General features: G+C 73.0%; 18 protein-coding genes. 6 read left to right on the top strand and 12 right to left on the bottom strand.

The window, feature by feature from the left end:
• The first annotated feature begins 227 nt into the window (after positions 1 to 227).
• Together CRP49_RS41740 and CRP49_RS41735 are read left to right on the top strand one after the other, a co-directional pair.
• Positions 228 to 998: a GNAT family N-acetyltransferase gene (locus CRP49_RS41740; RefSeq protein WP_097258565.1), complete on the top strand. Its 771-nt coding sequence runs from the start codon at positions 228 to 230 to the stop codon at positions 996 to 998.
• Positions 998 to 1,864 (top strand): 1-acyl-sn-glycerol-3-phosphate acyltransferase, encoded by an 867-nt coding sequence (locus CRP49_RS41735; RefSeq protein WP_097258564.1) that lies wholly within the window; start codon positions 998 to 1,000, stop codon positions 1,862 to 1,864. Before CRP49_RS41740 ends, CRP49_RS41735 begins: the two co-directional genes overlap by 1 nt.
• Here the strand turns inward: CRP49_RS41735 and CRP49_RS41730 are convergent.
• Together CRP49_RS41730 and CRP49_RS41725 are read right to left on the bottom strand one after the other, a co-directional pair.
• Positions 1,840 to 4,179: an excinuclease ABC subunit UvrA gene (locus tag CRP49_RS41730; protein ID WP_097258563.1), complete on the bottom strand. Its 2,340-nt coding sequence runs from the start codon at positions 4,177 to 4,179 to the stop codon at positions 1,840 to 1,842. The two genes, CRP49_RS41735 and CRP49_RS41730, sit on opposite strands and share 25 nt — an antisense overlap.
• A 69-nt stretch (positions 4,180 to 4,248) precedes the next feature.
• Positions 4,249 to 4,440 (bottom strand): antitoxin, encoded by a 192-nt coding sequence (locus CRP49_RS41725; protein WP_097258562.1) that lies wholly within the window; start codon positions 4,438 to 4,440, stop codon positions 4,249 to 4,251.
• Positions 4,441 to 4,585: 145 nt separating this feature from the next.
• Here CRP49_RS41725 and CRP49_RS41720 point away from each other — a divergent pair, with 145 nt between their 5' ends.
• On the top strand, positions 4,586 to 7,063 hold the full coding sequence (locus tag CRP49_RS41720) for an ATP-dependent Clp protease ATP-binding subunit (protein ID WP_097258561.1): 2,478 nt from the start codon (positions 4,586 to 4,588) through the stop codon (positions 7,061 to 7,063).
• Positions 7,064 to 7,068: 5 nt separating this feature from the next.
• Here CRP49_RS41720 and CRP49_RS41715 read toward each other — a convergent pair whose 3' ends face one another.
• Positions 7,069 to 8,073, bottom strand: coding sequence for an LLM class flavin-dependent oxidoreductase (locus CRP49_RS41715; RefSeq protein ID WP_097258560.1), 1,005 nt, complete (start codon positions 8,071 to 8,073; stop codon positions 7,069 to 7,071).
• A gap of 75 nt (positions 8,074 to 8,148) precedes the next feature.
• The gene (locus CRP49_RS41710) at positions 8,149 to 8,523 is read right to left on the bottom strand and encodes a (2Fe-2S) ferredoxin domain-containing protein (protein ID WP_097258559.1); all 375 of its coding nucleotides are present in this window, start codon (positions 8,521 to 8,523) and stop codon (positions 8,149 to 8,151) included.
• 60 nt (positions 8,524 to 8,583) lie between these two features.
• On the opposite strand from CRP49_RS41710, the gene CRP49_RS41705 reads away from it, so the two are divergent.
• Positions 8,584 to 9,075, top strand: a complete 492-nt coding sequence (locus tag CRP49_RS41705) for a hypothetical protein (protein WP_097258558.1) — start codon at positions 8,584 to 8,586, stop codon at positions 9,073 to 9,075.
• 9 nt (positions 9,076 to 9,084) lie between these two features.
• On the opposite strand, the gene CRP49_RS41700 is transcribed toward CRP49_RS41705, so the two are convergent.
• The gene (locus tag CRP49_RS41700) at positions 9,085 to 9,300 is read right to left on the bottom strand and encodes a dodecin (protein WP_097258557.1); all 216 of its coding nucleotides are present in this window, start codon (positions 9,298 to 9,300) and stop codon (positions 9,085 to 9,087) included.
• A 218-nt stretch (positions 9,301 to 9,518) separates the two neighbouring features.
• On the opposite strand from CRP49_RS41700, the gene CRP49_RS41695 reads away from it, so the two are divergent.
• Positions 9,519 to 10,775, top strand: coding sequence for an extracellular solute-binding protein (locus CRP49_RS41695; RefSeq protein ID WP_097258556.1), 1,257 nt, complete (start codon positions 9,519 to 9,521; stop codon positions 10,773 to 10,775).
• Position 10,776: 1 nt separating this feature from the next.
• Here CRP49_RS41695 and egtD read toward each other — a convergent pair whose 3' ends face one another.
• The 4 genes from egtD to egtA are packed head-to-tail and all read right to left on the bottom strand — an operon-like array spanning position 10,777 to position 15,156.
• On the bottom strand, positions 10,777 to 11,739 hold the full coding sequence (gene egtD, locus CRP49_RS41690) for an L-histidine N(alpha)-methyltransferase (protein ID WP_097258555.1): 963 nt from the start codon (positions 11,737 to 11,739) through the stop codon (positions 10,777 to 10,779).
• A complete protein-coding gene (gene egtC / locus CRP49_RS41685) occupies positions 11,736 to 12,515 on the bottom strand; it encodes an ergothioneine biosynthesis protein EgtC (RefSeq protein WP_097258554.1) in 780 nt (259 codons plus the stop codon). Before egtC ends, egtD begins: the two co-directional genes overlap by 4 nt.
• Positions 12,515 to 13,852, bottom strand: coding sequence for an ergothioneine biosynthesis protein EgtB (egtB, locus tag CRP49_RS41680; protein ID WP_097258553.1), 1,338 nt, complete (start codon positions 13,850 to 13,852; stop codon positions 12,515 to 12,517). The genes egtC and egtB overlap by 1 nt, the downstream gene beginning before the upstream one ends.
• On the bottom strand, positions 13,849 to 15,156 hold the full coding sequence (gene egtA / locus CRP49_RS41675) for an ergothioneine biosynthesis glutamate--cysteine ligase EgtA (RefSeq protein ID WP_097258552.1): 1,308 nt from the start codon (positions 15,154 to 15,156) through the stop codon (positions 13,849 to 13,851). Before egtA ends, egtB begins: the two co-directional genes overlap by 4 nt.
• Positions 15,157 to 15,431: 275 nt before the next feature.
• Between egtA and CRP49_RS41670 the strand changes: the two genes are divergently transcribed.
• On the top strand, positions 15,432 to 16,265 hold the full coding sequence (locus CRP49_RS41670; RefSeq protein ID WP_179852016.1) for a TIGR02452 family protein: 834 nt from the start codon (positions 15,432 to 15,434) through the stop codon (positions 16,263 to 16,265).
• A 6-nt stretch (positions 16,266 to 16,271) separates the two neighbouring features.
• Here CRP49_RS41670 and CRP49_RS41665 read toward each other — a convergent pair whose 3' ends face one another.
• From CRP49_RS41665 to CRP49_RS41655, 3 genes are all read right to left on the bottom strand, one after another.
• Positions 16,272 to 16,718: a type II toxin-antitoxin system PemK/MazF family toxin gene (locus CRP49_RS41665; protein WP_094222420.1), complete on the bottom strand. Its 447-nt coding sequence runs from the start codon at positions 16,716 to 16,718 to the stop codon at positions 16,272 to 16,274.
• Positions 16,719 to 16,789: 71 nt separating this feature from the next.
• Positions 16,790 to 18,028, bottom strand: a complete 1,239-nt coding sequence (locus CRP49_RS41660; protein WP_097258551.1) for a hypothetical protein — start codon at positions 18,026 to 18,028, stop codon at positions 16,790 to 16,792.
• Positions 18,025 to 18,513: a hypothetical protein gene (locus CRP49_RS41655; RefSeq protein WP_097258550.1), complete on the bottom strand. Its 489-nt coding sequence runs from the start codon at positions 18,511 to 18,513 to the stop codon at positions 18,025 to 18,027. Before CRP49_RS41655 ends, CRP49_RS41660 begins: the two co-directional genes overlap by 4 nt.
• Position 18,514 lies beyond the last annotated feature (1 nt).

The raw sequence follows: 18,514 nt of genomic DNA, 5'->3' as shown, positions 1-18,514 counted from the left end.
AGACGTTCGCCGTACAAGGGGCGGACGGGCGGGGCCGGGAGAGGTGCTCCTTCCGGCCCCGTCTGGTTTTCCGGCGGCACGCTCACCCACGCCGTTCAACAAGCCCACACCCACTCTCCGGGCACCGGTCACGCGTACGCCAACCGGCGTCGGAAGAACAGGAGCGGCAGAGCGGACCGACGTTCTGCCGCTCCCGCCGACCCCGGCCCGTGACCATGGAGAGAGCCATGACCGGCGTCACCACGCTCGATCGCCCCCCGCAGCCCGCGGCACCCACCCGCTACACCGTCACCCTCGCCCGTGACGAGGCCGACGTCCGTGCCGCGCAGCGGCTGCGGCACGACGTCTTCGCCGGAGAGATGGGCGCCCTGCTGGCCACCTCGCAGCCGGGCCTCGACGTCGACCCGTTCGACGCGTACTGCGACCACCTGCTCGTGCGCGACACCGTGACCGGGCAGGTGGTCGGCACCTACCGGCTGCTGCCGCCGGAGCGCGCCGCGGTCGCCGGCCGGCTCTACTCGGAGGGCGAGTTCGACCTGGCCCCGCTCGACGGGATCCGGCCCGGTCTGGTCGAGGTCGGCCGCTCCTGCGTGCACCCCGACCACCGGGACGGCACGGTCATCGGCCTGATCTGGGCCGGGATAGCCCGGTACATGGTCGACCGGGGCCACGAGTGGCTGGCGGGCTGCTGCTCCGTGCCGCTCGCCGACGGCGGCGCGCTGGCCACGGCCACCTGGGACCGGGTGCGCACCAAGCACCTGGCGCCCGAGGAGTTCCGGGTACGGCCCCTGCTGCCGTGGACCCCGAACGCCGAGGTGCCCGCCGGCCGCACCGAGCTGCCCGCCCTGCTGCGCGGCTACGTCCGCCTCGGCGCCTGGGTGTGCGGGGAACCCGCGCACGACCCGGACTTCGGGGTCGCCGACCTGTACGTGCTGCTGTCGATGCGCTGGGTCAACCCGCGCTATCTGCGGCACTTCCTCTCCCTCGTGCCGGCCTGATGAGCGTCTGGCTGCCCACCGCGCCCTGCACCCCGGGCTCCTGCGTGGAGCCGGCCGCACCCGCCGCGGCCGTACCCCGTGCCGTGCTGCGGCTCACCGCGGTCGCGGTCCTGGTGCTGGCCGGGATCGCGCTGACCGCGCTCGGCTGGGGGTGCCCCCGCTTGCGGGGGAGGATCCCCGCCGAGTGGGTCAGGCGGTGGTGCCGGTCGATCGTGCGGGCCATCGGGGTCCGGGTCCGCTTCACCGGCACCGCCGCGCCGGACGGCGGTCTGCTGCTGGTCGCCAACCACGTCTCCTGGCTGGACATCCCGCTGCTGGCCGCCGTACGCCCCGCCCGGATGCTCGCCAAGACCGAGATCCGTGACTGGCCCGTGGCGGGGGCGCTGGCCGCGCGCGGCGGGGCGGTGTTCATCGAGCGCGACCGGCTGCGCGCGCTGCCCGACACGGTCGCCCGGATCGCGCACGCCCTGCGGGAGGGCGCGGCCGTGGTCGCCTTTCCCGAGGGCAGCACCTGGTGCGGGCGGGCGCACGGCCGCTTCCACCGGGCCGTCTTCCAGGCCGCGCTGGACGCGGGCGTGCCCGTGCAGCCGGTCCGGCTGCGCTACCGGCAGGACGGGGGAGGGGCGGCGAGCACCGCGGCCGCGTTCGTCGGCGAGGACACCCTGCTCGCCTCCCTGTGGCGGGTCGCCCGCGCGCGGGGCCTGGTGGCCGAGGTGGACATCCGGCCGGTGATACCGCCCGGCGACCAGCCCGACCGCCGTTCCCTCGCCCGGGCCGCCCAGCCGGTCCCCTCGGAGACCGCCTGGACCCATGCCGTCCTGCTGGCGCCGCAGCTCTCCCCTCAGGGCATGGCCCGGGCCAGATAGGGAGCCGTGGCGCTGCCCACCGCCCGCGCCACCCGCTGCGGCGGCCCGGCCGCCACGATCCGGCCGCCCCGGTCGCCGCCGCCCGGCCCCAGGTCGATCACCCAGTCCGCCTCGGCGACCACGGTCATGTCGTGCTCGACCACGACCACCGTGTGCCCGGCGTCGACCAGCCCGTGCAGCCGGTCCATCAGCACCTCGACATCGGCCGGGTGCAGACCGGTCGTCGGCTCGTCCAGCAGGTAGAGGGTGTGGGCGCGGCGGCCGCGCTGCAGTTCGCTCGCCAGCTTGATCCGCTGGGCCTCCCCGCCGGACAGCTCGGTGGCGGGCTGGCCCAGGCGCAGATAGCCGAGGCCCACGTCGAGCAGCGAGCCCAGGCTGCGGGCCGCGCCCGGGGTGTCCGCGAAGAAGGAGGCCGCGTCCTCGACGGTGAGGTCCAGGACCTCGGCGATGTTCCGTCCCCGGTACGCCACCCGCAGGGTCTCGGGGTTGTAGCGGGCGCCCGCGCAGTCCGGGCAGGGCGCGTACGTGCTCGGCAGGAACAGCAGCTCGACGCTGACGAACCCCTCGCCCTGGCAGGTCTCGCAGCGCCCGCCCGTCACGTTGAAGGAGAACCGCCCGACGCCGTAGCCGCGCTCCCGTGCCGCGTCGGTGGCGGCGAACACCTTCCGTACGACGTCGAAGAGGCCGGTGTAGGTGGCCAGGTTGGAGCGTGGAGTGCGCCCGATCGGCCGCTGGTCCACCCGGACGAGGCGGCCGACCCCGGCCAGGTCCTCCGTCAACTCGCCGATGAGCGTGGACTTCCCGGAGCCGGAGACACCGGTGACGGCGGTGAACGCGCTCAGCGGGAACTCGGCCGTCACCCCGCGCAGGTTGTGCCGGGTCACGGGACCCACCGTCAGCCAGCCGCGCGGCTCACGGACCGCACGCGCCGGGCCCGGGGCCTCGTCGAAGAGGTAGCGGGCCGTGGCCGAGTCCTCGACCGAGGCCAGCTCGGCCACCGGGCCGCTGTACAGCACACGCCCGCCGTGCTCGCCCGCGCCGGGACCGATGTCCACCAGCCAGTCGGCGCCGCGCACCACCTCCAGGTGGTGCTCGACCACGAACACCGAGTTCCCGGCCGTCTTGAGCCGGTCCAGCACGGCGAGCAGGGCCTCGGTGTCCGCAGGGTGCAGTCCGGCCGACGGCTCGTCCAGCACGTACACCACGCCGAACAGCCCGGAACGCAACTGGGTGGCGAGCCGCAGCCGTTGCAGCTCGCCCGCCGAGAGGGTGGGGGTGGATCGGTCCAGGCTGAGATAGCCGAGGCCCAGCTCGACCACGGGCGCGATCCGGGACTTCAGGTCCTCGGTGAGGACCCGGGCCGTCTCGGTGCCGCCGTCGAGCAGGCCGGCCAGGTCGGTCAGGGGCAGTGCGGCCAGCTGGGCGATGGTCCGGCCGCCGAAGGTCACCGCCAGCGCCTCGGGCCGCAGCCTGCTGCCCCCGCACACCGGGCAGGGCGCACTGGTCAGGAAGCGCTCCGCCTTCGTGCGCAGGGTCGGGGACTTGGTGTCGGAGAACGTCTTCATGACGTACCGGCGGGCGCTCATGTACGTGCCCTGGTACGGCCGTTGGATCCGGTCGGCGTCCCGGACCGGGTGCACGGTGACGACCGGCTGCTCCTCGGTGAAGAGGATCCATTCCCGCTCCTCGGCGGGGAGTTCGCGCCAGGGCCGGTCCACGTCGTACCCGAGCGTGTCGAGGATGTCGCGCAGGTTCTTGCCCTGCCAGGCCCCCGGCCACGCGGCGATCGCGCCCTCGCGGACCGACAGCGAGGGATCGGGGACCAGCAACTCCTCGGTGGTGCGGTGCACTTGGCCGAGACCGTGACACTCCGGGCAGGCACCGGCCGCGGTGTTGGGGGAGAACGCGTCCGAGTCGAGTCGCTCGGCGCCGGGCGGGTAGTCACCGGCGCGCGAGAACAGCATGCGCAGGGAGTTGGAGAGGTTGGTGACCGTGCCCACGGAGGAGCGGGAGGTGGGGGACGAGCGCCGCTGCTGGAGGGAGACCGCCGGCGGGAGGCCGGTGATCTCGCCGACCTTGGGTGCCCCGACCTGGTGGATCAGCCGGCGCACGTACGGCGCGACCGACTCGAAGTAGCGTCGCTGTGCCTCGGCATAGACCGTGCCGAACGCCAGGGACGACTTCCCCGAGCCGGACACGCCGGTGAACACGGCCAGTACGTCCCGCGGGATGTCCACGTCGACACCCTTGAGGTTGTGCTCGCGGGCACCGCGAACACGGACGTAGGGGTCGTACGGGTCATGGGGGCTGTGCATCGGGGGGAAACTCCGTACGGGCCTGCCGGGCGGGGACAAACCCCGCGATTCTAGCCCGCCGGGTTTCGGCTACGGATGCGGAGGGGTGTCCCGCTCCTGGCTTCCCAGCTCGTCCTTGAGCTTCTGCTGGGTGGTGTCGACCTGGGACCGGTACTTGGCCTGGGTCTTCTCGTCGACGTAGTCGCCGCCCTTGTCGATGCCCTTGTCGGCCATGTCTTCGTGGCCCTTGAGCATGCCCTTGATCTTGTCCATGAGGGACATGGGAGCCCTCCTCGTCGCTTGAGGCTTCCGCTCCCAGCGTCTCCGGTTCGGGCCGGGTCCGCATCTCGGTGTCGCTCTCATGCAGGTTTGCACTATTTGTGCGACTTTGGGGGCGGACGTCTGTCGCTCCAGAAAGGCCCGCCCCATGAGCACCCCTGGCTTCGGATTCGGACGCAGCCCGTTCGAGGAGTTCGACGAGCTGATGTCCCGCTTCTTCGGCACCGGCGGCCCGGCCGCCTCCGCCCGCCGGCCGCAGCGCGTCGACATCGGCAGTCTGCTGTCCGAACGGGCGCGGGACCTGGTGGCCGAGGCCAGGGACATCGCCGCGATCGAGGGCAGCGAGGAACTCGACGCCCGGCATCTGCTGGCCGCCGCCACCCACAACGACTCCACCCGGCGCCTGCTCACCGAGGCCGGCGCCGACCCCGACCGCATCCGCGAGCAGCTCGGCACCGGTGCGAACGGCGGCGAGAAGACCGAGCCGAACACCCTGACCCCGTCCGCCAAGCGCGCCCTGTTCGACGCCTACCAGATCTCCCGCGCAGAGGGCGACTCCTACATCGGCCCCGGGCACATCCTGCGCGCGCTCGCCGCGAACCCGGAGTCGGCGGCCGGGCAGGCGCTCGGCGACGGCGGCTGGGAACCGGCCAGGCTGCCCACCGAGGGTGCCGGCGAGCGGAAGAAGCCCAGCACCACGCCGACCGTGGACGAGTACGGCCGCGACCTCACCGAGGACGCCCGCCAGGGCCGCCTCGACCCGGTGATCGGACGCGAGGAGGAGGTCGAACAGACCATCGAGGTGCTCTCCCGGCGCAGCAAGAACAACCCCGTCCTGATCGGTGATCCCGGCGTCGGCAAGACGGCCGTGGTGGAGGGCATCGCCCAGCGCATCGTCGCCGGTGACGTCCCCAAGACCCTGGCCGACAAGCGGCTGGTCTCCCTGGACCTGGCCGGCATGGTGGCCGGCACCAAGTACCGGGGCGAGTTCGAGGAACGGCTGAAGAAGCTCCTCGACGAGGTGGGCGAGCACGGGGACGAACTGATCCTGTTCCTGGACGAGCTGCACACCGTCGTCGGCGCCGGAGGCGGCGGCGAGGGCGCCCTGGACGCGGGCAACATGCTCAAACCCGCCCTGGCCCGCGGCGAGTTGCACCTGATCGGCGCGACGACCGTGGACGAGTACCGCAGGCACATCGAGAAGGACGCGGCCCTGGAGCGCCGCTTCGCGCCCATCCTGGTCGGCGAGCCCAGCGTGGACGACACCATCGAGATCCTGCGCGGCCTGCGCGACCGGTACGAGGCCCACCACCAGGTCCGCATCACCGACGAGGCGGTCGTCGCCGCGGCCGAGCTGTCCGACCGGTACATCACCTCCCGGTTCCTGCCCGACAAGGCCATCGACCTGATGGACCAGGCCGCCGCCCGGGTCCGGCTGCGCGCCAAGACCCCCCTGGCCGACACCCGCGAGATCGAGGACCGGATCGCCGCCCTGAACCGGGAGAAGGACCAGGCGGTCGCCGACGAGGAGTACGAGCGCGCCAAAGACCTGCGCGACCGGATCAAGGAGGCCGAGGCCGAGCTGGCCGCGGCGGGCAAGGCCGAGGAGCACGTCCCGAAGGTCACCGCCGAGGACATCGCCCAGGTCGTCTCCCGCACCACCGGCATCCCGGTCGCCCAGCTCACCGAGGAGGAGCGGGAACGGCTGATGAAGCTGGAGGAGCATCTGCACGAGCGGGTCGTCGGCCAGGACGAGGCGATCACCGCCGTCGCCCGGGCGGTACGCCGCGCCCGGGCCGGCATGAGCGACCCCAACCGGCCCATCGGCAGCTTCCTCTTCCTCGGCCCGACCGGCGTCGGCAAGACCGAGCTGGCCCGCGCCCTCGCCGCCGCCCTCTTCGGCGACGAGAGCCGCATGATCCGCCTCGACATGAGCGAGTTCCAGGAGCGGCACACCGTCTCCCGCCTGGTCGGGGCACCCCCCGGATACGTCGGCCACGAGGAGGCCGGCCAGCTCACCGAGGCGGTGCGCAGGCAGCCGTACACCGTGCTGCTGCTGGACGAGGTGGAGAAGGCCCACCCGGACGTCTTCAACACCCTGCTGCAGCTCCTGGACGACGGCCGGCTCACCGACTCCCAGGGCCGCACGGTCGACTTCAAGAACACCGTCGTCATCATGACGTCGAACATCGGCGCCGACCGCATTCTGGCCGCCGGCACCGAGGACTACACCAAGGTCCGCGACGCCGTCATGCCCGCCCTCCAGCAGCACTTCCGGCCCGAGTTCCTCAACCGCATCGACGAGATCATCGTCTTCCGCGGCCTGGAGCGCACCCAGCTGCGCCAGATCGTCGACCTGCTGCTGGAGCACACCCGGCGCCGGCTGCACGCCCAGGAGGTCACCATGGAGGTCACCGACGCGGCCGCCGACCTGCTCGCGAACCTCGGCTACCAGCCCGACTTCGGCGCCCGCCCGCTGCGCCGCACCATCCAGCGCGAGGTGGACGACCGCCTCGCCGACATGCTGCTCTCCGGCGAGCTGAACGCCGGCGACCGGGCGGTGGTGGACGCGGCGGACGGTTCCGTGGCGATCCGCGCGGACAAGCCGGCCGGCGTGGAGGGCTGAGCCGCTCAGCCGCGGGGCGCGAACAGCGTGGCGAGCCGCCGGTAGGAGTCCAGCAGCGCCGTACGGTCGTACGAGCTGGTCGTGACCAGGACCTCGTCGGCGCCCGTCTCCTTCAGCACCGTCTCCAGCTCGTGGGCGACCTCGCCCTCGGTGCCGGCGACGTGACCGGCGAGACCGGACTCGAAGAAGTCGCGCTCCTTGGCGGTCATCGTGCGGGCCTGGATCTCCTCGGCCGGGGCCAGGGGCGGGAAGGTGCCGCGGGTCCGTGAGTACGCCATGGCCCAGGCCTCCGGGACCAGCAGCCGCCGCGCGGCCTCCGGCGTCCCGGCGACCGCGACCGTCCCGGAGATCACCACGTACGGCTCGGGCGCCCAGGGGGAGGGGCGGAACAGGGAGCGGTACTGGTCGATGCCGCGCAGCATCTTCTCGCGGCCCCGCAGGTCACCGATGACCATCGGCAGGCCGGCGCGGGCCGCGATCCGCGCGCCCTCGCCCATGGCCAGCACGAACGGCGGCACCCGCAGCCCCTCCGCCGGGCGGGCGTGCACCCCGGTCGGCGAGGTGCCCTCGAACCAGCCGAGCAGGTCACCGAGCTGCGCCGCGAAGTCCTCGGCGTCGTCCTTGTCCCGCCCGAGGGCCTTGCGCACCCCGTCCGTGAAGCCCACGGAACGCCCGAGCCCCATGTCGATCCGGCCCGGGAAGAGCGACTCCAGCACACCGAACTGCTCGGCCACCACCAGGGGTTGGTGGTTGGGCAGCATCACCCCGCCGGTGCCGACCCGGATCGAGCGCGTCGCGCCGGCCACGGTGGCCGCCAGCACCGTCGGCGCCGACCCGGCGACCCCGGGCACGCCATGGTGCTCGGACACCCAGAAACGGTGGTAGCCGAGCCCCTCCGCCTCCCGGGCCAGCGCGACCGTGTCCCGCAGCGCCTCGGCGGGCGGGTGCCCCGCACGGGTGCGGGAACGGTCGAGGACGGAGAAGCGGGTCGCGGCGATCACGGAACTCATACGAGGTTCAACACCGGGGAGCCCGCAGGATTCCTCACGGCGCGACGTCGGCGTGCGGTAGCCCGCGCCCGGCGGTCACCGGCCCGACCGGGTCCGTGCGCCCCGTGGGGCCTCGATCATCTGCAGCTCCAGCGCGAGCGGCGGCTCGGCAAGACCGGGGCCACCCGTCCGTGCCCACTCGGCGACCTCGGCCGTGCAGTCGTCGTCCAGGGCGAACCCGATCCACACGGGCCTGCCGCCCGCCCGCCGCCCCTCGGCGGAGGGGCGTACGACCACGACGTTCGCCTGGTCGCACGGGCCCAGGCAGTCGGTCGTACGTACCGCGAAGCCGCCCTCGGCCGCGGCGGCCCGCAACCGGTCCAGCTGGCGGTCGTGATCGGTACCGGGGTGCTTGGCCGGGTTGCCGCAGCAGCAGCCCCGGCAGACGACGAGGGTGGGAACAGAAGGCATGGGAGAAGCATGAAGCCCTCACCCTCCGGGAGTTGACGCAGGGGTGGCTAGGGTGGGCCCGTGACAGACAGCAGTGCGCGCCCGGTTGCCGTGTTCGACCTCGACAACACCCTTGCCGACACCGCCCATCGGCAGCACTTCCTGGAGGACCGGCCGCGGAACTGGGCCGGGTTCTTCGCGGCCGCGCCCGAGGATCCGCCGCTCGCCGAGGGGGTGGAGCTGGTCATGACGCAGGCACGGGAGTGCGAGATCGCGTACCTCACGGGACGGCCCGAGCGGTGCCGGCGCGACACGCTCGACTGGCTCGCTGCGCAAGGGCTGCCCGCGGGGCGCCTCCACATGCGGGGCAACGCCGATCGCAGGCCCGCCCGGTTCACCAAGCTGGAGGTCCTGCGCCGGCTGGCCCGGGACCGCGAGATACGGTTCCTCGTCGATGACGACGAACTCGTGTGCGACGACGCCGAGCGTGCCGGATTCGCCGTCGTACGGGCCCGCTGGGCCGCGAAGTCCACCGCGCTGGAGGACGCCCAGGAGCGTGAGGGCCGGACCTGACGCCGCGGGTTACTCCCCGTCCTCGATGCGGAAGCCCACCTTCAGGCCGACCTGCCAGTGGGCGATCTGCCCGTCCTCGATCTGCCCCCTGACCTGTGTCACCTCGAACCAGTCCAGGTTGCGCACGGTCTGGGCCGCCCGGGCGATCCCGTTGCGGATGGCCTTGTCGACGCCGTCGGGGGAGGTGCCGACGATCTCCGAGACCCGGTAGGTGTGGTTGGTCATGCGGGTGCTCCTCTGTGCTGCTCCGCCGTGACGGGTGTGTCACGCGTCACTCCACGGTGCCGTATGCGGGGGCGGAGCGCGAGGCGTCGCGGCCGTACCCCCGGTAGCCCTTGACCCGCACATTGGTCCATACCAAAATCCATACACCCGTGCGAGCCCCGGCTCGTCCCCCCACGTCGGGCCCCCTCCCCTGTCCGCCAGACAGAACAGGACCCCTCGTGAGACGTCGTCTGCTCGCCCTCCTCTGTGTCACCGGCTCCCTGGTCAGCGGCTGCGGCCTCCTCCCGGGCGGCCAGGACCGGCACACCGTCACCGTGTGGCTGATGAAGGACAGCGCCTCGAAGGAGTTCCTGCGGCGCTTCACCGAGGACTTCGAGCGCACCCACAAGGACCTGCGCCTGGACATCCGCATCCAGGAGTGGACCGGCATCGTGGAGAAGGTCCAGAAGGCGCTCAGGGGCGACGCCGAGGACGGTCCCGACGTCATCGAGGTGGGCAACACCCAGGTCCCGCTGTACGTCGACGACGGCCGGCTCGCCGATCTCACGCTGGAGTCGATGCGCGACTGGGGCAAGGAGCACTGGCTGCCCGGCCTCGCCGAACCCGGCAAGGACGGCAACAAGCAGTACGGCGTGCCCTGGTACGCGGCCAACCGGGTCGTCATCTACCGCAAGGACCTCTTCGCACAGGCCGGCATCAGCGCCCCGCCGAAGACCCGCGACGAGTGGCTCGCCGACACCCAGAAGCTCGACTCCGGCGGCAACCAGGGCATCTACCTGGCCGGACAGGACTGGTACACCCTCTCCGGCTTCATCTGGGACGAGGGCGGCGACCTGGCCGAGCAGAAGGACTACGAGTGGCGCGGCACCCTGGACACCCCGGCCGCGCTGCGCGGCATGGACTTCTACCGGCGGCTCCAGGCGCTCGGCGCGGGGCCCGTGGACGCGGACGAGGAACACCCGCCCCAGGCCGGGGTGTTCGCGGGCGGCAAGGTCGCGCAGATCATCGCCGTACCGGGGCTCGCCCGGTCGATCGTGCAGCAGAACCCCGGCCTCGAGGGCAAGCTCGGCTTCTTCCCGGTGCCGGGCAGGACCGCCGCCCGGCCCGGCACGGTCTTCACCGGCGGCTCCGACCTGGTCGTCCCGCAGAACACCGACGACCAGTTCGCCGCGACCGCCGTCATCGGGGCGCTCACCGGCGCCAAGTGGGACACCGAACTCGCCCGCACCATGAACTACGTGCCCAACAAGACCACGTTGGCGGGCGCGGTCGCGGGCGAGGAGGGGGTCGCCGCGATGGCGGCGGGCGCCGCACAGGGCCGGGCGACCCCCCACACCCCTCAGTGGGCCGCGGTCGAGGCCGACAACCCGATCAAGGGGTACATGACCCGGGTACTCGGCGGAGCCGACCCGGCGACCGAGGCCCGCCGGGCCGACCGGAAGATCACCGAGGCCCTCGCCCAGAACCTGGGCTGACTTACCGCGCCATGCTGAGCGACAGTGCGAAGCGGTTCTCGGTGTCCGTCCACCAGTGGGTCAACTCCAGCCCGGCCGCGTCAAGTTCGGCGGTCACGCCGTCCCTGCGGAACTTCGCCGACACCTCGGTGCGCAGCTCCTCGCCCGCCGCGAAGTCCACGGCGAGGTCCAGCGCGGGCACCTTCACGGTCTGCGTCGTGCGCGAGCGCAGCCGCATCTCGATCCACTCCTGCTCGGTGTCCCACAGGGCCACATGGTCGAAGGCGCCGGGGTCGAAGTCGGAGCCCAGCTCCCGGTTCATGACGGACAGGACGTTCTTGTTGAACGCGGCCGTCACCCCGGCCGCGTCGTCGTACGCCCGGACCAGCACCCGCTCGTCCTTGACCAGGTCCGTGCCGAGCAGCAGCCCGTCGCCCGGGGCGAGCAGGGCACGCACCGAGGCCAGGAACTTCGCCCGTTCGGCGGGCAGCAGGTTGCCGATCGTGCCGCCGAGGAACGCCAGCAGCCGGGGTCCGGGCGTCTCGGGCAGCGTCAGCGGGGCGGTGAAGTCGGCGATGAGCGCGTGTACTTCGAGCCCGGGCCGCTCCTCGATGAGCGCCTGCCCGGCCTGGGTGAGGGCGCTCTCGCTGACGTCGACGGGGACGTACGCCGCCAGCGAGGTGAGCGCGTCGATCAGATAACGGGTCTTCTCCGAGGAACCGGAGCCCAGCTCGACCAGGGTGCGCGCGCCGCTCGCGGCGGCGATCTCGCCGGACCGGGCGGCGAGGATCTCGCGCTCGGCCCGCGTCGGGTAGTACTCGGGCAGCTCCGTGATCTGCTCGAACAGCTCGCTGCCCCGGGCGTCGTAGAACCACTTGGGCGGCAGCGTCTTGGGGTTGACGGTGAGGCCGTTCAGGACGTCGGCGCGCAGCGCGGCGTCCGTCGCGTCCTCGGGGAGGGTGCGGGTGACGTGCAGGGGACTCACGTACAGGGCTCCTTATGTGGTACGGACGCCAGGTCCTCGAGCGGGGCGAGCAGCACGCCGGTGCGGCTCGCCGTGAGCACGGTGCGGTCGGGGACCTCCTGCCAGAGCGGGTCGTCGTCATACGGTTCGGAGGCGACGACCGTGCCGGTGCCGGGCTCCGTGCGGTACCAGAGGCTGTCGCCCCAGGCGGTGGCGGCGATGGTGGCGCCGTCGGTGAGCAGCAGGTTCAGCCGGGAGGCGGGGGCCGCCTCGGCCAGCTCGCGCACCGCCCCGCCGAGGGCGTCGGCGGGGTCGTCGCCGAGGCGCAGCCGGTGCAGGACCAGCGCCCAGACGAACGCCGAGTCGGTGCTCGCCTGCAGGGACAGCAGCTCGACCGGGGGCAGGGCGGACGCCAGGGGCGCCGCCGAGTCCGGCCAGCCCGCGATCATGCCGTTGTGGCTGAAGAGCCACCGCCCGTCGGCGAAGGGCGCCGCCGCGGCCTCGGCGTCCGCGCCCGCGACGGTCGCGTCGCGTACGGCGGCCAGCACGGCGCCGGCGCGTACGACCCGGGCCAGGTCGGCGAAGGACAGGTCCGCCCAGATCGGCCCGGCCCGCCGGTAGCGGGCCGGGACCGGATCGCCCGGGGCGTACCAACCCACCCCGAAACCATCGGCGTTGACCGTCCCGTGCCGCTGCCGCCGGGGCGCCCACGACTGGCGGTACAGGCTGTGCGGGGGCTCCACGAGGAGCCGGCCGAGCGGCTCCTCGGGTCCCAGATAGGCCAGATGGCGGCACATCAGACGGCCTCCGAGCGGGCGGTGCGGAACCCGGAGAAGATCTGCCGCCGGATCGGGTAGTCCCAGTTGCGGAAGGTGCCCCGGCAGGCCACCGGGTCCACGGCGAACGAGCCGCCGCGCAGCACCTTGTGGTCGGAGCCGAAGAACACCTCCGAGTACTCCTTGTACGGGAACGCCTGGAAGCCCGGGTACGGCTGGAAGTCGCTCGCCGTCCACTCCCACACGTCCCCGATCAACTGCCGTACGCCGAGCGGCGATTCACCGGCCGGGTAGCTGCCGACGGGGGCGGGCCTCAGGTGCCGCTGGCCCAGGTTGGCGTGCTCGGGCGCCGGGTCGGCGTCGCCCCACGGGTAGCGGGTCGAGCGGCCGGTGGCCGGGTCGTACCGGGCGGCCTTCTCCCACTCGGCCTCGGTGGGCAGCCGTCGCCCGGCCCAGCGGGCGTAGGCGTCGGCCTCGTACCAGCACACGTGCAGCACCGGCTCGTCGGGCGGGACGACCTCGGTGACGCCGAAGCGGCGGCGCAGCCACTGCTTGCCGTCGCGGCGCCAGAACAGGGGTGCGTGGAGGGAGTGCTGCCGGACGTGCGCCCAGCCCTCGGGCGTCCACCAGCGCTCGGTGTCGTAGCCGCCGTCCTCGATGAACGCCTGGTACGCCGCGTTCGTCACCGGGGTCGTGTCGATCCAGTACGGCGCCACGTCCACCGGATGCGCCGGGCGTTCGTTGTCCAGGGCCCACGGCTCGTTGGAGGTGCCCATGGTGAACGGGCCGCCGGGGACCAGGACTTCGGCCGGGCCCGTGAACAGCGGGGCCGGTTCGGGGTCGGGGGCGGTCAGGGCCTGCGGACCCTTGCGGAGCTGATGGGTGATCAGCATCGTCTCGTCGTGCTGCTGTTCGTGCTGGGCGATCATCCCGAAGGCGAACCCGGCCTCGGTCAGCCGGCTGCCGTGGAAGTCCGCGGCCCCCAGCAGGTCCAGGGCCCGGCCGCGCACCTCGGCCGCGTAGCCGCGGGCCTCGGCGGGCGGCAGCAGCGGCAGCGAGGGCCGCTCGGCGCGCGGGTGCTCGAAGGCGTCGTACAGGCCGTCGATCTCGGGCCGCATCGCGTCTCTGCCGCCGACCGCTCGCAGCAGCCACAGCTCCTCCTGGTTGCCGATGTGCGCGAGGTCCCACACCAGCGGCGACATCAACGGGGAGTGCTGCGCGGTGAGGTCGGGGTCCTCGACGCAGCTGGTCAGCAGCGTGGTGCGGGCGCGGGCGGCGGTGAGCGAGGCCAGCGCACGCTCGCGCAGCGCCTCGGTGTCCGGCTCGGTGGCCGTGACCTCGGTCTCCGGGGCGGTCATGTGCGGATGTCCTTCCTCCCGTGGGCACGACGGTCCGTGTCGCGCAGGCGGTCCAGCAGGTCGTCGGCCGGGCAGCGGCCCTGGGCGACGTAGCGGTGCAGATACGCAGCCACGGCGTCCATGACCGCGGGGGTGGCACCGAGCCGGGGCAGGGCCTCCAGCGCCGCCGTGAAGCAGGCGACGGCGGCCTCGCGCAGCTCGGGGTCGGCGAGCCCGTGCCGGGCCGCGTCGGTCCACAGCGGATTGTGCGGGGCGGGCAGGTTCAGGGCCCGCTCCGCCAGGGGTTTCACCGCCCGGTGCGCGGACTCGGCGGCCTCCGGGTCGTCGAACAGCGCCGCCGTCACCGCGAGCGGCACGATCCAGCCGTCCTCACCGGGCTGCGCGTCGATCATGCGCAGCTCCAGGTGGCCGCGCGGCCGGACCGGCGGGAACAGGGTGGTGAGGTGGTAGTCGAGATCCGCCCGGGTGGGCGGCGTCTGCGAGCGGGTCCACTCGCGGAAGGTCAGGCCCTCGGGCACCTCCCACGGGCCGCCGTCGCGGCGGACGCACATCACCGGGGCGTCCAGCACATGCCGGGCCCAGGCGGACCGCGGCTCGCCGTCCGGTGGGGGAGCGCCCGCCCGCCCTGCGCCGATCTCCATCCACAGCAGCTGCCGGGTGGACAGCCAGCCCGTGGGCCGCTCGCCGATCAGCGGGGAGTTCGCGAACGCGGCCACCAGCACCGCGCCCAGCAGATGCGCCAGCTGCCAGCGCCGCTCGTGCCCGAGCGGCCCGGGCTCCTCTTGGCCGGCGTCCACGCACACCTGGACGGAGGCCGAGGTGCACATCATGTGCCGGCCGGCCGGGCCGGTGCGGTCGAGGCAGGCCTCCATGGCGTCGTAGCGCGGTTCGCGCAGGAAACGACGGGGTGCGTGCCAGGGGTCGTGGCCGAAGCCGACGAGTCCCAGATCGTCCTCGGCGAGGACCGCGCGGACCGTGTCCAGATCGGCCGAGACGGTCTCTATGCACTCCATCAGGGAGGTGGCGGGCGGTGAGCTGAGCTCCAGCTGGCCGCCGGGTTCGACCGTCAGCGGCGACTTCAGGGGCACGGCCCGCAGAGCGGCGTAGGCCGCTTCGAGTCGTTCGGGTGTCACGGGGAGCTGCGGCCGCCGCAGCTCATGGACGAGCCATTCCACTTCGACCCCGAGCGTGCGGGGCGGGCCGGTCTTGAAACAGATGCCGCGGACCAGGGCCTCGACCTCTGCCTCGGTGACGGCTGTGCGGTGCTCCGTACAGTCGCCACCATCACTTATTGAGTCGGACATGTCTGGATCCTCCTGAGATTCCACCATGCCACCGGCTCGGCATTTGGTGAGCCGGGCCGGCACTCGTCCCACCCAAGACCCTCGAAACGATTCGCACAAGGGTGCCCATCGGGACGTTCCGGATCGGTAATCTCCGTTTTCTTGGGCGTTTCCAGGCCGTTCCGGGAGCGGGAAACTCCGTTGCACCGCATCACCAGCATCACCCAGGATGCGTGCATGAGCACGACGGGGGAAACCGCGCGGGCCGCGGTCGTGGCGCCCACGGGGGTGGCGCCATGAGCGCGCGCCTGCGCGGCATCGCCACGGAGACCGAGCAGATCGTGGCGGCGGGGGTGTACCGGTCGCCGGACGGCCGGGAGGTGTCCGTCGCGGCGGCGATCGAGGCCGCCCGCGCGGGCACGCGGCTGTACGGCCCTGGGCCCGTGCCGGTGTCCGCGACGGCGGATGCGGAGCCGTTCTTCGAGGTCACGGGCGAGAGCAGCCTGGAAGCCGCCCGCCGGCTCGCCGACGTGCCCGTCGCCGTCCTGAACTTCGCCTCCGCCCGCAATCCCGGCGGCGGCTATCTGAACGGCGCCCAGGCCCAGGAGGAGGCCCTGTGCCGCGGCTCCGCGCTGTACACCTGCCTGCTTCAGGCCCGGGACTTCTACGACCACCACCGCGCCCACCGCGACCCGTTCTACACGGACCGGGTGATCCACACCCCCGCCGTGCCGGTGTTCCGCGACGACCGGGGCCGCCTGCTGCCGGACCCGTACCTCGCCGGTTTCCTGACCGCCGCCGCCCCCAACGCGGGCGTCATACGGCGTACGGCACCTGAACGAGTAGGCGAACTCCCGGCCGCCCTGGCCCGGCGGGCCGAGCGGGTCCTGGAGACCGCCGCCGCGCACGGCTACCGGAGGCTGGTACTGGGCGCCTGGGGCTGCGGTGTCTTCCAGAACGACCCGGCGCAGGTCGCGAGCGCCTTCCGGGCGCTGCTGGGCCCCGACGGCCGGTTCGCCCACACGTTCGAACACGTGGTGTTCGGCGTCCTGGACCGCACGCCGGGAGCGACGGTCCGGGAGGCCTTCGTACGGGCGTTTCCGGAGCGCACGCCCCCGGTCACGCTGTAGGGTCCGTCAGGTCCAGCCGTACCGCTCGTGGAGCCGCTGGCGGACCAGATTGAACCGCATCCGGTCGAGCGCGCACGCCTCCCGGCGCATGCCCTCCTCGTGCAGCCGCAGCACACGATCCACGTCCACCCACGAGTCGCGGCCCGACCGGTCCCACGGACCGCTGCCGATCGCCACCCACTCCCGGTCCCCGTCGTGCCGCTTGCTGGACAGCTGCACGGCGAGGAAGGTGCCCGCCGCCTCCCGGGCGACGACCAGCACCGGGCGGTCCTTGCCCCGGCCGTCGTTCTCCTCGAACGGCACCCAGGTCCACACGATCTCGCCCGGGTCGGGGTCGCCGTCATGGGCGGGGGAGTACTCGGTCCGCACCCGGCCGACCTCGCGCGGGTCGGCCTCGGTGGTCGCGGAGGGGCCCTGGCGGCCGGGAATGTCTTCGTCGGTAAAGGCAGTCACGGGGGCACCCTAGGCCGTACGCCGAAGAGTTGGACAACCGCCCACCGATGGCGGCCACCGGCCGGGCTCTCTCAGGTCGAGGCGGTCGGCACGGCCCCCGGGTCTCCGGTCTCCTTCGGAATGGTCCGCCAGGTCTGGGCCGTCGGCACGCCGCGCCGGTGCAGATCCAGCAGGGCCGGGCGGGTGCGAGCCCACAGTTCGCGGATGATCTGCCCCTGGATGTCGGCCAGTTCGAGCGCCATCCGCACCCGGTCGGCATCGGCCATCCGCGGCAGGAACGCGCGCAGGCACTGCTTGCGCAGGTCGGACGGCGGGTGGGAGCCCAGTTGGCGGGCGTGCTCGTCGCCCGTCTGCAGCAGGGCGACGGCGCGGTCCATCACGTCCAGGGCGTCGAAGAACAGACTGATGCCCAGGAACCCCACCCACAGATCGCGGTTGTCGTGCTCGACCCCCGCGTTGAGGGACAGGACCATGCCGAGCAGGTCGGCGTCGAACTCCTGCCGCCACGAGTACGCCAGCACCTCGGCCTCCTCGACCGGCAGGACACCCCTGCGCCGAACCGCGGAGTCCAGGTGCCCGCTGATGATGTGGGCGTACTCGTGGCCCACCACGAAGTACTCCAGGGAGTCACGCAGCATCCCGGCGAAATTGAACAGGCCCGGCGGCAGCAGGTGGTGGCCGGCGTTGCCGACCCGGCCCGTGACGGCGTAGGCCACGACGATGTCCGTGAAGCGCTCGGCGACCTCCGGAACGGTCTCGATCCGCTCGACCGCGGCGGGCAGGCTCCACTGAAGGCCGACCATACCCTCGGCGTCGCCCGGTCCGTGCGGCACGGCCCAGGCGACCGCCTTGCTGAGTTTGGAGGCGAAGAGCGGCATCTGGTCCTCGACGAGCACCAGATGGGCGCCGAAACGGCCGGGCACGCGCATGCTCACCGCGTTGAGCTGCCCGGTGCGCAGATGGCTGATGAGCGGGCGCAGGGCCGCGAGGTCCAGGCCGTCGCCCTGTATCCGGTCCCTGGCCGTCCGCTCGATGTGGTCCTGCATCCCCGCGAACATCTCGGCGAAGACGTCGTCCTGGCTCCGCAGGTTGCGGGCGGCCTCGTGTTCCACCTGCGCCCGGATCCGCGGGTCCTTGCCCTGCTCGGCGTTGAAGCTGTCGCGCAGGATCCGTTCGGTCAGGTCCCGCACGGCGGCCCGGGCGCCCGGGGGCCGGTCGGTCGTGCCCTGTTCGGCCCGGGCCTGTGCCCTGAGCAGATCGAGGAAGTCCTGCGCCTCCTGCTGCCGCCCCCGCTCGCTGTGCCCGCTCATGCCTCACCGTCCCGCGCCGGTCGCCCGGCCGCGGGCCGGACCTCCACGTCGGCGCCGTACGTCGCCCTGACGGTCGCCGTGACCTGGTCGGTGCCGTTCCCGCCGGCGGAGAGCAGGTTCGGCAGGGTGGAGATCACCTTGCCGAACATGCCGTCCGGCTCCTTGACCTCCACGGTCACCGTGCCGTCGGCCGCGAGGACGACCACCGTTCCGTAGACCACGTCCGGCGTGCGGTACAGCACCCGCGGCGCGCCCGGCCTCAGGTCGATCACCTGGCCGCCCTTGCGCTGTTCCAGGGCGTGCTGCAGGGCGCCGACGGCGGTCGCCGCGCCCATCAGGACCAGGGTGACGGTGGTGACGGGTTCGATGCCGCGCCGCGGGACCTCGTGCAGCTCGACGCCGTGGGCGGCCGCCAGCTCACGTGCGCCGGGCACGTGAGCCGGGTCGAGGACGACGAGGGCCTGCGTCGGAGCTGACTCAGGCACC

The organism is Streptomyces sp. Ag109_G2-15, assembly GCF_900215565.1.
GTDB lineage: Bacteria > Actinomycetota > Actinomycetes > Streptomycetales > Streptomycetaceae > Streptomyces > Streptomyces diastatochromogenes.
Note: the sequence above shows the minus strand (reverse complement) of the source record. Positions and strands in the feature narration are given on the sequence as shown.